13 protein-coding genes are annotated in these 15927 nt (G+C 53.9%); 4 read left to right on the forward strand and 9 right to left on the reverse strand.

The features are described 5' to 3' along the window. Nucleotides 1-118 precede the first annotated feature (118 nt). Nucleotides 119-667 carry a peptidoglycan L,D-endopeptidase MepK gene (gene mepK / locus AC6I8C_RS06320; protein WP_010254972.1) on the forward strand — a complete coding sequence of 183 codons (549 nt, stop codon included), beginning with the start codon at nucleotides 119-121 and terminating at the stop codon, nucleotides 665-667. Between the two features lie 39 nt (nucleotides 668-706). Further along, the gene (locus AC6I8C_RS06325; protein WP_497821924.1) at nucleotides 707-1336 is read left to right on the forward strand and encodes an MBL fold metallo-hydrolase; all 630 of its coding nucleotides are present in this window, start codon (nucleotides 707-709) and stop codon (nucleotides 1334-1336) included. 66 nt (nucleotides 1337-1402) lie between these two features. Here AC6I8C_RS06325 and AC6I8C_RS06330 read toward each other — a convergent pair whose 3' ends face one another. The 4 genes from AC6I8C_RS06330 to pncB all read right to left on the reverse strand — a co-directional run bounded on the left by AC6I8C_RS06330 (nucleotide 1403) and on the right by pncB (nucleotide 6998). After that, nucleotides 1403-2593 carry an amino acid aminotransferase gene (locus tag AC6I8C_RS06330; protein ID WP_497821925.1) on the reverse strand — a complete coding sequence of 397 codons (1191 nt, stop codon included), beginning with the start codon at nucleotides 2591-2593 and terminating at the stop codon, nucleotides 1403-1405. A gap of 232 nt (nucleotides 2594-2825) precedes the next feature. Then, nucleotides 2826-3935 carry a porin OmpF gene (gene ompF, locus AC6I8C_RS06335; RefSeq protein WP_033732141.1) on the reverse strand — a complete coding sequence of 370 codons (1110 nt, stop codon included), beginning with the start codon at nucleotides 3933-3935 and terminating at the stop codon, nucleotides 2826-2828. Nucleotides 3936-4235: 300 nt separating this feature from the next. Further along, nucleotides 4236-5636 carry an asparagine--tRNA ligase gene (gene asnS / locus AC6I8C_RS06340; RefSeq protein ID WP_013357333.1) on the reverse strand — a complete coding sequence of 467 codons (1401 nt, stop codon included), beginning with the start codon at nucleotides 5634-5636 and terminating at the stop codon, nucleotides 4236-4238. A 156-nt stretch (nucleotides 5637-5792) separates the two neighbouring features. Next, the gene (pncB, locus tag AC6I8C_RS06345; RefSeq protein WP_497821926.1) at nucleotides 5793-6998 is read right to left on the reverse strand and encodes a nicotinate phosphoribosyltransferase; all 1206 of its coding nucleotides are present in this window, start codon (nucleotides 6996-6998) and stop codon (nucleotides 5793-5795) included. Between the two features lie 243 nt (nucleotides 6999-7241). Here pncB and pepN point away from each other — a divergent pair, with 243 nt between their 5' ends. Further along, nucleotides 7242-9857: an aminopeptidase N gene (gene pepN, locus AC6I8C_RS06350; protein ID WP_497821927.1), complete on the forward strand. Its 2616-nt coding sequence runs from the start codon at nucleotides 7242-7244 to the stop codon at nucleotides 9855-9857. 35 nt (nucleotides 9858-9892) lie between these two features. Here pepN and ssuB read toward each other — a convergent pair whose 3' ends face one another. From ssuB to ssuE, 5 genes are read right to left on the reverse strand one after another with little or no spacing between them, the layout of a single operon-like run. Further along, nucleotides 9893-10681: an aliphatic sulfonates ABC transporter ATP-binding protein gene (gene ssuB, locus AC6I8C_RS06355; RefSeq protein ID WP_013357336.1), complete on the reverse strand. Its 789-nt coding sequence runs from the start codon at nucleotides 10679-10681 to the stop codon at nucleotides 9893-9895. After that, nucleotides 10678-11469 (reverse strand): aliphatic sulfonate ABC transporter permease SsuC, encoded by a 792-nt coding sequence (ssuC, locus tag AC6I8C_RS06360; protein WP_497823312.1) that lies wholly within the window; start codon nucleotides 11467-11469, stop codon nucleotides 10678-10680. Before ssuC ends, ssuB begins: the two co-directional genes overlap by 4 nt. Nucleotides 11470-11479: 10 nt before the next feature. Further along, nucleotides 11480-12628 (reverse strand): FMNH2-dependent alkanesulfonate monooxygenase, encoded by a 1149-nt coding sequence (ssuD, locus tag AC6I8C_RS06365; protein WP_497821928.1) that lies wholly within the window; start codon nucleotides 12626-12628, stop codon nucleotides 11480-11482. A gap of 9 nt (nucleotides 12629-12637) precedes the next feature. Continuing rightward, nucleotides 12638-13591, reverse strand: a complete 954-nt coding sequence (locus AC6I8C_RS06370) for a sulfonate ABC transporter substrate-binding protein (RefSeq protein WP_497821929.1) — start codon at nucleotides 13589-13591, stop codon at nucleotides 12638-12640. Between the two features lie 11 nt (nucleotides 13592-13602). Continuing rightward, the gene (gene ssuE / locus AC6I8C_RS06375) at nucleotides 13603-14154 is read right to left on the reverse strand and encodes an NADPH-dependent FMN reductase (protein WP_497823313.1); all 552 of its coding nucleotides are present in this window, start codon (nucleotides 14152-14154) and stop codon (nucleotides 13603-13605) included. Nucleotides 14155-14904: 750 nt separating this feature from the next. Between ssuE and AC6I8C_RS06380 the strand changes: the two genes are divergently transcribed. Further along, complete coding sequence (locus tag AC6I8C_RS06380) at nucleotides 14905-15885, forward strand: glycosyltransferase family 2 protein (protein WP_497821930.1); 981 nt, start codon at nucleotides 14905-14907, stop codon at nucleotides 15883-15885. The last annotated feature ends 42 nt before the right edge of the window (nucleotides 15886-15927 follow it).

Here is a 15927-nt window from a genome sequence, read left to right on the forward strand (position 1 = left end):
TGGGGATCGTCCCGCAAACTGCTGGCAGATGGGTTGACGCTTCTCTGAGAGAAAGTTATGGTTCGGCCTGTGCGCTTTTTGCACATTTCTATGGCTTCACTCTCAGGTAAACCGTTACATGTCTACTATTGATTCTTTTCGTCGCAAACTACTGCTGTGCGGTAGTGCCGCCGCCGGACTGGCATTATTGCCAGCTTCTGCAAGGGCCTCGCTTTCAACGTCTCGCCCGCGTGTATTGATGCTTAATAATCTTCACACCGGTGAAACCCTTAAAACTGAGTTTTTTAATGGTAAGAGTTACGACAAGGATGAGCTGTCACGACTGAATCACTTTTTCCGTGATTACCGTGCCAACAAAGTGAAGAGCATTGATCCCCACCTGTTTGATCAGATTTTCCGCCTGCAGGCGCTGCTGGGCATGCGTAAACCAATCCAGCTTGTCTCCGGCTATCGTTCGCTCGCGACCAACAATATGTTACGTGAAAGCGGGCCGGGTGTGGCAAAGCACAGCTATCACACCAAAGGCCAGGCGATGGATTTTCATATTGAAGGGGTTTCACTGGCCAATGTACGCAAAGCGGCGTTATCTCTGCGTGCGGGTGGTGTAGGATATTATCCCCGCAGTAACTTTGTACATATTGATACCGGTCCGATCAGGCACTGGTAACGACACCGGCAACGCTGCGTGAGCCGGTCATGGAGCGTTATGAATTACCACATTATTCCTGTTACCGCTTTTGCCCAGAACTGCTCAGTGATCTGGTGCGATACGACTCGCGAAGCCGCACTGGTCGACCCAGGCGGCGATGCCGAACTGATTAAACAAACGCTGGAACAGCTAAAACTTAAACCTGCACAGATTCTGCTAACACATGGACATCTTGATCATGTCGGGGCGGCTGTTGAACTGGCGGCGTTTTATCAGATTCCGATTTTCGGACCGCAAAAGCGCGATGCCTTCTGGCTGGAAGCGCTGCCGACTCAGAGCCGGATGTTCGGACTTGACGAGTGCGCACCTTTTACCCCCGATCGCTGGCTGGAAGAGGGGGAGAGCGTGCAGGTCGGGCTTACCACGCTGGACGTTCTGCACTGTCCGGGACATTCACCTGGACATGTCGTGTTCTTTGACCATCCGGGACGGTTGCTGATTTCAGGCGACGTGATTTTTAATGGTGGTGTTGGGCGTACTGATTTTCCGCAGGGCGATCATCAGCAGCTCATTGATGCTATCCGCACAAAATTACTGCCGCTTGGCGATGATGTGACTTTTCTTCCCGGTCACGGCCCGATTTCCACACTGGGACATGAACGCATCAGCAATCCTTTCCTGCAGTAAACAATCCGTAATTTTTACTGCAATAAAAAATGGGCCATCAGGCCCATTTTTGTTTCGTCGTCAGCGTTACAGCACGGCGACAATCGCTTCGCACAGCGCCGACATATTGTCTGGCGTCATGCCCGCCACATTTACGCGTCCTGAGTTGACGGCATAGACGCCGAACTCTTCACGCAGGCGAATCACCTGGTCTTTGGTTAAGCCACTGAACGAGAACATGCCATTCTGCTTAATGATAAAGCTAAAGTCACGCTGCGCGCCTTTTTCCGCCAGCGTGTTCACAAACAGCTGACGCATGCGCTGAATGCGCTGACGCATATCCGACAACTCCTGTTCCCAGATCGTGCGCAGCGTGTCGTTACCGAGAATAGTGGCGACAACGGCAGCACCATGCGCCGGTGGATTGGAGTAGTTGGCACGAATGGTGTACTTCACCTGGCTGAACGCCGTATCGGCCACGCTGGCTTCCGCAGCCACCAGGGTAATGGCACCGACACGTTCGTTATACAGACCGAAGTTCTTGGAGTAAGAACTGGCGACGATCAACTCCTGATGCGAGGCGGCAAAAATACGCAGGCCCTCGGCATCCTCATCCAGACCACGGGCAAAGCCCTGGTAGGCGAAATCGAACAACGGTAACCAGCCATTAGTCTGTGACAGCTGCGCCAGCTGCTGCCACTGCTCAGCCGTTGGGTCGATACCGGTCGGGTTATGGCAGCAACCATGGAACAGTACCACGTCGCCCGGCTGAACCTGCTGCAGTGACGCCAGCATACCCTCGAAATCTAGCGTATGGTTTGCTGCGTCATAGTAATGATATTCACAGACTTCAAGACCGGCAGCATTGAATACGTTCTTGTGATTCGGCCAGCTCGGATTGCTGATCCAGACCCGCTTTACGGAGGTCTGCGTGGCGAGGAAATCTGCTGCTACACGTAACGCACCTGTGCCACCTGGTGTCTGAGCCGTACGGGCGCGGCCTGCGGTGATCAGCGGGCTTTGATTGCCGAACAGCAGGGCCTGTGTGCAGCGGGCAAAATCCGCCAGACCATCAATGCTGAGATAGTTTTTTGTGGTTTCGTTTTCCAGCAGGTATTGCTCAGCTTTTTTAACACTGGTCAGTACCGGGGTCTTGCCGGTTTCGTCTTTGTAGACGCCGATGCCCAGATTGATTTTTTCAGGGCGGTCATCAGCACGAAACAGATCGGCCAGCCCGAGAATAGGATCGGCGGGTGCAGCAGAGATCGATTCAAACATGTGTCAGGTCCATTAGCGTGAACTTTAGCAAGAGGGCTATCAGGTTAGCGTCCGGCCAGGCAAATGCCAACCGTTTGCGAGACAAAATTGACTATTTTGCGGTGTTGATTTCGATGTGAAGAGAGGCTGAGGTTAACGCTGAGCAAAAGAGCGGGGAGAAACGGGGACAGGCTAAATAACAGGCATAAAAAACGGGGCCGTAGCCCCATTTTTCAACATGCTTAAAGCAGGATTAGAACTGGTAAACCAGGCCTACACCAACCACGTCGTCTGAGTTGATACCCAGTGGGTTGTTATCATCCAGCTGGTTGATTTTGTAATCAACATAGGTAGACATGTTTTTGTTGAAGTAATAAGTCGCGCCAACGTCGATGTATTTAACCAGGTCAGCATCGCCCACGCCTTCGATATCTTTGCCTTTAGACTGTACATAAGCAATAGATGGGCGCAGACCGAAGTCGAATTGATACTGTGCAACCAGTTCAATGTTCTGAGCTTTGTTTGCGAACGCTGTAAAGTCACCTGAGTTGATAGGTGTAGAGTTACGGGTCTCACCATACATCGCAGCTAAATAAACATTGTTGGCATCATATTTCAGAGCAGTTGCCCAATTTTCTGCACGTTTACCTTCGCCAACACCGGTACCTACGTTGGTATCAGTATCTGTGTTACGAACAGTACCTGCAGACTGCGCATTAGTACGGTCGCTGCTGCTATAAGCTGCTGCGAAGCCTACACCGATCGGAGAAACATAAGTGGTTGAAACACCGTATCCATCACCGTTAGCACGACGAATGTCTGCACGGTCGTTTTTGCCCTGGTACTGAGCAGCGAAGTCCCAGCCATCAACCAGGCCGAAGAAGTTGGTGTTGCGATAGGTCAGCAGGCCGGTGCTACGACCGTTCATGAAGTTATCAGAATATCCTGAGTCGCCACCGAACTCTGGCAGCATATCGGTCCAGCCGATTGCATCGTAAACCACACCGTAGTTACGGCCGTAGTCGATTGAGCCCGCGTCACCAAATTTCAGACCGGCGAAGCCCAGACGGGTTTTGTTACCATCTTGTGCGTCGGAACCTTCAGAGTTGTTCGCCTGGATGTTGTATTCCCACTGGCCATAACCGGTCAGCTGGTCGTTAATCTGGGTTTCACCCTTGAAGCCAAAGCGAACATAAGAGTTATCGCCGTTGTTGCTATCGTCATCAGAGAAGTAGTGCAGGCCGACAGCTTTACCGTACAGGTCCAGTTTGTTGCCGTCTTTGTTATAGATTTCTGCAGCGTTTGCTGCGCCGGCGGCTAACAGAGCAGGGATAACCACTGCAAGAATATTGCGCTTCATCATTATTCATTACCCTCATTGGAGTTATTTGTACACCTGCCACTGCCGTCAGGAAATCTTTACAGAACCCTGAGCGAAGTTTGGTGTCTTCCTGTGTCTGCACGCATCTTTCCATCCAACCCGCCGTAATTCTAGCGCTTAAATGCTACTAAACTCGTAATCTGGTTTCTAAAGGAAAATATGTATTACAAAATGTAAAAAATACGGAACTTTGTGAGAGAACTCAAAATTTACAAAAATAAAAAAAGGCCGGCAATGCCGACCTCTTTATATATATGAATTTCTTATATTTAATGCCGAATTTTAGAAACTTGCATTGCGTGGCGTGCGTGGGAAGGGGATTACGTCCCTGACATTCTGCACGCCAGTCACATAGGCGATTAAACGTTCAAAGCCCAGTCCGAAGCCAGAATGTGGCACGGTACCGTAGCGACGCAGGTCACGATACCACCAGTAATCTTCTTTGTTCAGACCCATCTCTTCCAGACGTGCATCCAGTACATCCAGACGCTCTTCACGCTGTGAACCGCCAATGATTTCACCAATGCCTGGCGCCAGAACGTCCATCGCCGCCACGGTTTTGCCATCCTCGTTCAGGCGCATATAGAACGCTTTGATGTCTTTCGGATAGTTTTTCACCACAACTGGCGCTTTGAAGTGCTGCTCTGCCAGGTAGCGTTCGTGTTCAGAGGAGAGATCGATGCCCCAGGAAACCGGGTTCTCGAAGGTCTGACCGCAGTTCATCAGGATCTCAACCGCATCGGTATAGTCAACCTGGGCAAAATCGGTGGTGATGAAACGCTGCAGGCGCTCAACCGCATCTTTATCCACGCGCTCAGCGAAGAACGCCATGTCATCGGCGCGCTCTTCCAGCACTGCGTTGAACACATACTTCAGCATCGCTTCTGCCAGTGCAGCCGCATCATCCAGTGACGCAAACGCAATTTCCGGCTCCAGCATCCAGAATTCAGCCAGATGGCGGCTGGTGTTGGAGTTCTCTGCGCGGAACGTCGGGCCGAAAGTGTAGATCTTCGACAGGGCACTGGCGTAGGTTTCGCCGTTCAGCTGACCGGAAACGGTCAGGAAGGCTTCTTTGCCAAAGAAATCTTCGCTGAAGTCGACTTTGCCCTGATCGTTCCGCGGCAGGTTTTCCATATCCAGCGTTGAGACGCGGAACATCTCGCCAGCACCTTCGGTATCAGAGGCGGTGATCAGCGGGGTAGAAACCCAGAAATAGCCATTTTCATGAAAGAAGCGATGCAGCGCCTGCGCCAGAGTATGGCGAACGCGGGCGACTGCGCCAATCAGGTTAGTGCGCGGACGCAGGTGAGCGACTTCGCGCAGATACTCGATGCTGTGGCGTTTCGCCGCCATCGGGTAGCTGTCCGGATCTTCCACCCAGCCGACTACTTCCAGGCTGGTCGCCTGAATTTCAAATGCCTGGCCCTGACCTGGCGATGCCACCACTTTACCGGTGACGATAACGGAACAGCCGGTGGTCAGACGCAGCACTTCATCCTGATAATTATTCAGAGAATTATTGACGACAGCCTGAACGGGATTAAAGCAGGAGCCGTCATAGACAGCGATGAAGGAAAGACCGGCTTTGGAATCTCTTCGGGTACGCACCCAACCACGTACGGTGACTTCACTGTCAACCGCGACGCGACCGTGCAGTACGTCCGCTACAGGCACTACGCTCATAAATATCTCTCTATATAGAAGAAGTGAGTTAAAAGTTGCCCCATCCGGGGTTTTGCTATGTTACTTGTGAGTCTTCAGGAAACAAGCAAAATTCAGGGGGAAAGCGGATTTATTACAGCAGAGGCGGGGCGCATCAACGCCCCGATAAGAAGAGGTTTAACTCGCTTTTTTCACCAGCGGCAGGTCAAAGGCTTTACGCAACGCTCTGACAAAGGCTTTGTCCTGACAGATCGTTTTACCCGGGCTGTCGGAGAGTTTCGCCACCGGTTTGCCGTTGCACTGCACCAGTTTGATGACGATATTCAGTGGCGTGATGCCCGGGATATCGCAAGTCAGGCGGGTGCCGATACCGAACACCACATTCGTCCGCTGGCCAAAGTGGCGATAGAGCGCCAGTGCTTTGTCGAGATTTAAGTTGTCAGAAAAGACCAGGTGTTTACTTTGCGGATCGATACCCAGTTTCTGGTAATGAGCCAAAGCTTTCTCGCCCCATTCAACCGGATCGCCGGAGTCGTGACGCAGTCCCTGATAGCGGCGGGCAAACACTGGACCGAAATCACGCAGAAACGCGTCCATGGCGATGCAGTCGGTCAGCGCGATACCCAGCTGGTCGTCATACTCGTCCAGCCACGCCTGCAGCGCAGCACGCTGACTGTTGGCGAGAACCGGGCTGATCTGCTGGAAGGCCTGGAACCATTCATGCGCCTGCGTGCCGACCGGCGTCAGTGACAGACGGCGCGCCAGATCATAGTTACTGGTGCCAATCAGCCACGGAAAATCCTGTTTCAGCGTGGAGACAATCGACTGCTGCACATCCTGCGAATAGCGGCGGCGGGTGCCGAAATCCATCAGGCGGAAGCGCGACATATCGAGGTCAGCCACCTGCGTCTTGAAGTCGCCCAGTTTCTGATGCAGGTGGTCAATCGCCTGCTGGGTGGTGACCTGCGGCGTGCGATGACGATGCACAATCTCACTGATCAGCGCCAGTAGCGGCACTTCCCACAGGATCACCTCCCGCCACGGTCCCTGGATACGAAGTTCCAGTTTGCCATGATGATTGCGCACCTCAACCTGCTCCGGGTTATAGCGGAACTGGCGCAACCAGCTGAGGTAATCCTGCCGGAAGAAGGGAAGGCGGGATAACCAGGTCGCTTCATCATCAGTCAGCGCCAGGTGTTGCATGGCAGTAATCGCTTCACGAATTTCGTCAGCGTAGAGACCCAGCAGTTCGTCGCCGCGGCAGCGAAACTCCGCCGCCACCGTTACGTCATGATAGCGGTGAAAAACGGCCTGCTGCATATGGAGCTTATAGGCGTCCGTATCCAGCAGGGAGGTCAGTATCGGGGAAGCATGTCCTGTCATGGCGCGTTTCAGCATCCTGTTCGGTGGCGCAGTGCCCGGTGTTGTACACAGTCATAAAGACGCAAAAGTATAATTCACTATCTGAAGCCAATCACAGCATATTTCAGTCGGGCGGGTCGAGGCCAATCTGTGCCTTTGTTAACAAAGTGTAGCCATTTCAACCTTTAGGTGCATTGTGCGTGGCAAGCTTGTAGTAACAAGCTTAGACTTTGCCGGTAAACTTATAACAACGCGAGACGCAATATGACGCAACAGCCCCAAATCAAGTATCGCCACGACTACCGTGCGCCCGATTACACCATCACCGATATCGATTTAACTTTTGAACTGGATGCGTCGACGACCCGTGTAACGGCCATCAGCCAGGTTAAACGCGTGGGCGACAGCCAGTCTGAGCTGCGACTCGACGGCGAAGCGTTAACGCTGATAGCGCTGGAGGTCGACGGGCAAGCCTGGACGGCCTTCCGTGAAGAAGAGGGCGCACTGGTCATCAGCCAGCTGCCGGAAAGCTTCACCCTTAAAATCATCAATGTGATTCATCCGGATCAGAACACCGCGCTGGAAGGGCTGTACAAATCGGGCGAGGCGCTCTGTACCCAATGTGAGGCTGAAGGCTTCCGTCATATTACCTGGTATCTCGATCGCCCCGACGTGCTGGCGCGCTTTACAACCACCATTTATGCCGACGGTGAGCGCTATCCATTCCTGCTCTCCAACGGTAATCGGATTGACAGTGGCCGGGACGCGCAGGGTCGCAGCTGGGTGAAGTGGGAAGATCCGTTCCCGAAACCTTGTTACCTGTTTGCGCTGGTGGCGGGCGATTTCGACGTGCTGCGCGACAGCTTTACCACCCGTTCAGGCCGTGATGTGGCGCTGGAGATCTTCGTCGATCGCGGTAACCTCGACCGCGCCGACTGGGCGATGACCTCGCTGAAAAACAGCATGAAGTGGGATGAAGAGCGTTTCGGTCTGGAGTATGACCTCGACATCTTTATGATCGTAGCCGTGGACTTCTTCAACATGGGTGCCATGGAGAACAAAGGTCTTAACGTCTTCAATGCTAAATATGTGCTGGCGAAAGCGGAAACGGCGACCGACAAAGATTATCTCGGTATTGAAGCCGTTATCGGCCACGAATATTTCCACAACTGGACCGGTAACCGCGTGACCTGCCGCGACTGGTTCCAGCTCAGCCTGAAAGAGGGACTGACGGTGTTCCGCGATCAGGAGTTCAGCTCCGATCTGGGTTCACGTGCGGTGAACCGCATCGATAACGTGCGTATCGTGCGCGGCGCGCAGTTCGCCGAAGATGCCAGCCCGATGGCACATCCGATCCGTCCGGATCAGGTTATCGAGATGAACAATTTCTACACCCTGACGGTGTATGAAAAAGGGTCAGAAGTGATCCGCATGATGCATACCCTGCTGGGTGAAGAGAATTTCCAGAAGGGCATGAAGCTCTATTTTGACCGTCACGACGGCAGCGCCGCCACCTGTGATGACTTTGTTCAGGCGATGGAAGATGCCTCAAATGTCGATTTGTCGCAGTTCCGCCGCTGGTACAGCCAGTCCGGTACGCCGGTACTGACGGTGCGCGACGATTACAATCCGGAACTTGAGCAGTATACGCTGCACGTCACGCAGCATACGCCAGCGACTGCCGATCAGAAAGAGAAGCTGCCGCTGCATATCCCGCTGGATATTGAGCTGTATGACGGTGAAGGGAAGGTGATCCCGCTGCAGAATAACGGCCATCCGGTGCATCATGTGCTGAATGTCACCGAAGAGTTCCAGACCTTTATTTTCGATAATGTCTACTTCCAGCCGGTGCCGTCGCTGCTGCGTGAATTCTCTGCGCCGGTGAAGCTCGACTACAAATGGAGTGATGCTCAGCTCACCTTCCTGATGCGTCATGCACGCAACGACTTCTCCCGCTGGGATGCGGCTCAGAGCCTGCTGGCGACCTACATCCGTCTGAACGTTGCCCGCTATCAGCAGGGTCAGCATCTGTCGCTGCCGCTGCATGTTGCCGATGCTTTCCGCGCAGTGCTGCTTGATACCGACTGTGACCCGGCCCTGACCGCGCTGATCCTGACGCTGCCGTCGGAAAATGAGATTGCCGAGCTGTTTGACACTATCGATCCGCAGGCGATTGCGCTGGTGCGTGACGCCCTGCAACGCACACTGGCACGCGAACTGGCCGATGAGTTCTTTGCGATCTACAACGCCAATCAGCAGCCTGAATACCGTGTGGAGCATGACGCGATTGGTCAGCGCAGCCTGAAAAATATCTGCCTGACCTATCTTGCCTTCAGTGATGCACAGCTGGCGGACAAACTGGTGCAGACGCAGTATCACCAGGCAACCAACATGACCGATGCACTCGCGGCGCTGTCCGCTGCTGTGGCGGCTCAGTTACCGTGCCGCGATGCGCTGCTGGCGGCTTATGATGAGCGCTGGCATCAGGACGGTCTGGTGATGGACAAATGGTTTGTGCTTCAGGCAACCAGTCCGGCTGCCAATGTGATGCGCAACGTGCGTCAACTGCTGAATCATCGCTCTTTCACTATGAGCAATCCAAACCGCGTTCGCTCGCTGGTGGGTGCCTTTGCCTCGGCTAACCCGGCCGCGTTCCATGCTAAAGATGGCAGCGGCTACAAGTTCCTGGTGGAGATGCTCATCGATCTGAACACGCGCAATCCGCAGGTTGCGGCACGAATGGTGGAGCCGCTGATTCGTCTGAAACGTTATGACGAAGGCCGTCAGGCGATGATGCGTCAGGCGCTGGAGCAGCTGCTGGAGCTGGATAAACTCTCTGGCGACCTCTACGAAAAAATTACCCGGGCACTGAACGCCTGATACTAAAAAAGGGAGCGTCTGAGACGCTCCCTTTTTCAGCGCTGCTGCGCGTAACGTACCGGCTGTGGTCGTTCCGTACGCTGCATCACCCGATCCAGCACCTCCGCTTCCAGCTCGGCCAGCCGCGCAGACCCACGACGCCGTGGTCGCGGCAGATCTACCAGCAGATCCAGACCGATCTCACCCTCTTCAATCAACAACACGCGATCCGCCATCACCACCGCTTCACTGACATCATGCGTGACCAGCAGAACGGTAAAGTGATGTTGCTGCCACAGTGACTCGATCAATCCCTGCATTTCGATGCGGGTCAGGGCATCCAGCGCCCCCAGTGGTTCATCCAGCAGCAGTAAGCCGGGCCGATGAATCAGCGCTCTGGCCAGCGCCACACGCTGTTTCTGCCCACCAGAAAGTGCGGCTGGCCACTCATTGGCGCGATCGGCCAGTCCCACCGCCGTCAGGGCATCCATTGCCGCGCTGCGCCATTCGCGTCCGCGCAGGCCCAGCCCGACGTTATCAATGACTTTTTTCCACGGCAGCAGTCGCGCATCCTGAAACATCAGGCGGGTATCGTCGCGCGCTGACTGCAGCGGCGCATTACCTGCCAGCAGTTCACCGCTGGAGCTTTGTTCCAGTCCGGCCAGCAGGCGCAACAGAGTGCTTTTGCCGCAGCCGCTGCGACCCACTACCGCCACAAACTGACCCGAAGGAATATGCAGGTCGATCTTATTGAGAATGGTACGACTGCCATACTGTTTGCTGACGCCGTTAACGCCAACCGGCGTGCCGGTGTTAAGGCGGGCTGGTGAGAGAGTCTGGCTCATGCGTTCTCCTCCTTCAGTTGGTAAGCGGGGTGCCAGCGCAGCCAGACGCGTTCCAGTAACAACGCGGTGACATCCGCCAGTTTGCCGAGCAGGGCATAGAGAATGATGGCGACCACCACCACATCGGTCTGCAGGAATTCACGCGCGTTCATTGCCAGATAGCCGATGCCCGCGTTGGCGGAGATGGTTTCAGCAACAATCAGCGTCAGCCACATCAGACCGAGCGCAAAACGCACGCCGACCATAATATTTGGCAGTGCGCCGGGCAGGATCACCTGGATAAACAGGCTCCAGCCAGAGAGGCCATAGCTGCGCGCCATCTCAACCAGCCCGCGATCGATATTGCGGATGCCGTGATAGGTATTCAGATAGATTGGGAACAGCGTGCCCAGCGCCACCAGAAAGATTTTGGCGGACTCGTCGATTCCGAACCAGAGGATCACCAGCGGGATCAGCGCCAGATGTGGCACATTGCGCAGCATCTGCACCGACGTATCCAGCAGGCGTTCACCGGTTTTTGAGGTGCCGGTGATCAGCCCAAGTATCAGGCCGATAGAACCGCCAATGCTGAAGCCGATCAGCGCCCGCCAGCTGCTTATCGCCAGATGCTGCCAGAGTTCACCACTGGCAGTCAGCTGCCAGAAGGTGGTCACAATTTTCTCCGGCGCGGGCAGAATACGGTTCGATAACCAGCCGGTTTGCGAAGCAATCTGCCACACCACAACAAGCAGCGTCGGCAATAGCCACGGCACCAGCGTATCAGCAAGGCGTTTTCGGGTTCTGGCCATCATGCTCTCCTCAGCCCCGGGCGACTTTTTTCTCAGGGGTAAAATCGTTGGCTACCGCTTCACCATGCGCCTGAACCACGCGCGGCTGAGGCACCAGTGGCACCTGCAGATCAAGATGCGGGAACAGCAGTTCGCCAACACGATAAGCCTCTTCCAGATGCGGATAACCCGACAGAATAAAGGTCTCGATGCCCAGCGCTTCATACTCTTTGATGCGTGCGGCCACGGTCGGGCCATCGCCGACCAGCGCGGTTCCGGCTCCACTGCGTACCAGACCCACTCCTGCCCACAGATTCGGGCTGATTTCGAGTTTGTCGCGGCGACCACCGTGCAGCGCGGCCATCCGGCGCTGACCCACTGAATCGGCCCGCTGGAACGCGGCCTGTGCTTTCGCGATAGTCGCGTCATCCACATTGGCAATCAGCCGGTCAGCGGCCTGCCAGGCTTCTTCATTTGTTTCGCGCACAATCACATGCAGACGGATACCAAACCGCACCGTACGTCCTTGCGCGGCCGCTTTCGCGCGCACCAGTTCAATCTTTTCCCGAACCTGAGCAGGGGGTTCGCCCCAGGTAAGGTAAACATCGACCTGTTCGGCCGCCAGTTCCTGAGCCGGTTCAGAAGAGCCACCAAACCAGAGTGGTGGGCGAGGCTGCTGTACCGGTTTAAACATCAGACGTGCGCCGCGAACCTTTACGTGCTTACCTTCGTAATCGACGGTTTCACCTTCCAGCACGCGACGCCAGACGCGGGTGAACTCAGCGGATTCTGCGTATCGCTCACGGTGATCCAGGAAAACGCCGTCACCCGCCAGCTCTTCCGGATCGCCGCCGGTTACCAGATTGAACAGGGCACGGCCGTTGGAGAGGCGATCCAGGGTGGCAGCCTGACGCGCGGCCTGAGTCGGTGAAATGACGCCGGGCCGCAGTGCGACCAGGAAACGCAGGCGCTGCGTCACCGGAATCAGCGAGGCGGCAACCAGCCAGGCATCTTCGCATGAGCGGCCGGTCGGGATCAGGACCCCGCCAAAGCCGAGACGGTCAGCAGCCTGCGCCACCTGTTGTAAATAGGCGTGATCAACCGGGCGCGCGCCTTCCGCGGTACCAAGATAGTGGCCGTCGCCATGCGTCGGCAGGAACCAGAAAATGGATACGCTCATTATTGCTCCTTACTGCGTTACGGTATGCGGTTGCCAGATGCGATCCTGGATCGTCACTTTGACTGGCAACAGATGATTGGCATAAAACAGGTCAGCAGTACGCTGCTGTGCGGCTGCGGTTTCAGCACTGACCGGCGAAATCCGGGTGGGTGGGCGATGACTGAGATAGCTGGCAATAACCGGTTCAGGCAGGCCCATTGCCTGCGCCAGAAGCGTGGTGCTCTGCTGAGGCTGGCTGATAGTCAGCGCGTCGGCACTGCTGAAGGTGTCGAGCACCTGCTGGATAAACGCGCCGTGGGCTTCGGCATAGCTGCGCGTCGCCAGATAGAAGGACCCGGTCAGGTTCAGTGAGCTGCCATCAATCAGCAGGCGCGAATTACCCTGCAGCAGTACCGAAGAGTAGTAGGGATCCCAGATTGCCCAGGCATCCACGTCACCCTGCTGGAAGGCGGCGCGCGCATCGGCTGGCGTCAGATAGACGGGTGTGATGTCTTTAAATGTAAGGCCCGCCTGCTGTAAGGCGCGCAGCAGTAAATTGTGTGAGCTGGAACCTTTCTGGAAAGCGACTTTTTTGCCTTTCAGATCGGCAATCTGTTTCAGGGCACTGTTTTTCGGCACCAGAATCACTTCTGATTTCGGTTTTGGCGGCTCCGAACCGACATAAAGCAGGTCGGCGCCTGCGGCCTGGGCAAACAGCGGCGGAAGATCACCGGTACTGCCGAGGTCAATGCTGTTGATGTTCAGCGCTTCCAGCATTTGCGGGCCAGCCGGGAACTCGACCCACTTAATATGCGTATGGGGAAAACGCTTCTCCAGTAACTGATGCGACTTTGCCAGCACCATGCTGACTGAGCCTTTCTGATAACCGATGCGAATCTCAGTCGGATCCGATTCTGCGGCCTGTACCTGAAGGCCAGCCAGTAACAGTCCTGCCACCAGCCACTTTCCTAATCTCTGCTTCATCGATCGCTTCCTTATACTGCCTGCGCAACGGGATGGTGATGACGGGTCAGCGCCAGCCAGAATGCGGAGACGGCTTCATCAAGACGCTCTGCCAGTGAATCTTCCAGTACAGGCTGGCGATCGTAATGCGTGACCTGGCTGTCTTCGGCGTAGACCCCATGCAGAATTTCCTGTGCTTTTAAAGCGCTGAGAACCGGCTTCAGCGCGTAGTCCAGCGCCAGCATATGGCCGACACTGCCGCCGCTGGCGAGTGGCAACACAACTTTGTGCTCCAGTGCGCGCTCAGGCAGCAGGTCGAGCAGAGTCTTCAGCGCGCCCGAAAACGACGCTTTATAAATCGGTGTCGCCACAATCAGGCCATCAGCCGAGGCCAGATCGTCACGCAGGGCCAGCAGCGCGGGCGCATCAAAGCGCGCATTAATCAGATCGTCAGGCTGAAAGTTGTGAATATTCCAGGGAATGACTTCAATACCACGTGCCTCCAGCTTGTGCTGACACAGCGTCAGTAATGAGGTTGAGCGGGAGGGAAATCGTGGGCTACCTGCCAGCGTAATAACTCGCATCATCACTCCTTATAACTAAAAGTTATTGATTATCAAAAGTTGAGAACTTATGCCTTCATACTGTCAGAGCAGGGGAGTGGGCTTAAATGATTTATCCGGCAAAGCAAGGGTAAAAACTGCAAATAGACGTACCGGTGGCAGATAATGAAAACATCGCTTCCGATAATTCTTAAAATAAAGGCGAGCAGCGAAACCATTCATTAAGAGCAGTGATGCAAGCGGGTTAAAACAGGACGCGTGGCGGAAAAAATTATCTTTCTTCTGATTGCTTAACCATTCTGCTTGTGGCTGAAACCATGTTCAAGCGCAGCGGCAGCCCGAAACCGGAAGAGAAAGCAGCCTGACATCAGCCTGTTTCGAGGGTGTTCCGGCATGATATTAGGATTAATTGCAGAGCGTAAACTGTAATAAAAATGAAGGAATGCTGAAGTTATTCACGGTTTCAGATGTTCGCTTACATATTCCTGATTCTGGTTACGCCTGCCTGGTGGGGGTAATTTAAATCGTTCCTCAACGGTTTTAACATTACAGCGGGCTATAGATGCACTTTTTTTAACAGTGATAATCAGGTGAAACGTTAAGATAATTTTTACAACTGGTCTTTTTTCGCATAACCGGTTTAAGATAATCAGGCTAAATCAAAGCCATCATAATAGTAGCGTATTACTCTTTTCGACGTTTCACCTCTGGTCAGTCCCTGCATCTGGCAGGTGAATCGTATTGTCATTTTCTAACAGCAGAGAATTGCCTATGTCTGACATCCTGTTATCAGTTATTATTCCAACCTACAATGTAGAGAAATATATTGTAGAGTGCGTCGATTCATTATTACGTCAGGTTAAAGCGCCCAATGAAATAATCATTGTGAATGATGGATCCACCGACGGAACATTAGCCTTAGTTGAACAGAATTATGCGCATCTTTCTCAGGTCAAAGTGATTACCATTGAAAATGGCGGCCTCGGTAATGCGCGGGATACCGGCATCGCACTGGCTCAGGGTCAGTTTCTCTTCTTCTGTGACCCGGATGATGTGGTGGTGGATGGGCTGGTTACTGAGCTGGCCATGGTGGCGGAAAAGCATCCTGAAACCGATCTCTTCTGCTTTAACTCCTGCGTCTATGAAGATGGCCACATCGATGTGACCTCACCCAAAGTCAGACATGATCACTTTGGCCAGCAAAAACCGCAGGAAGTCTTTTTGCGCCTGTTACGTAATGGGCGCTATACCTCTGCCGTCTGGAATTATGTACTGCGAAAAAGCGTGATTGAACAGCACAAATTACGCTTTGTACGCCGTGTTCATGAAGACCACAATTTTACGCTTTCTGTCTTTATGAAGTGTCAGCATGCCTGGGTCAGTCGCCAGGTCTATTATAAACAGCGAATCCGCAGCGGTTCACTCACTAACAGTACCAAAGGAAATGAGTTTTTCTATCAGCGCTATGATGCCTTTATGCACGCTTACAACACGTTAGTCAGTTCATTGCCTAAATCAGACTGGCGTAGCGCGCTGGAGAAAGCTTATTTACTGCAATCTTTTCGCCTGATGATCTATTTATCACTTTATAACGGGACGCCTGTGCCGGAATATGTCATTAACGCTATCCGCTTTATGGGACGTAACGTTAAAACAGAAAATATTAAAGAGTGGCTATTGTTCAACCGACCGGAGCTGTTTATTGCATTGCAGCATTACAAGGTTAAAAAAGAGCTCAGGGGTGCCGCCTGATTCTGAAAAGCAGCCTGATTCTGAAAAATGTGAAGCGATATT

Source organism: Pantoea sp. X-Soil-YNGN-844 (assembly GCF_059730595.1).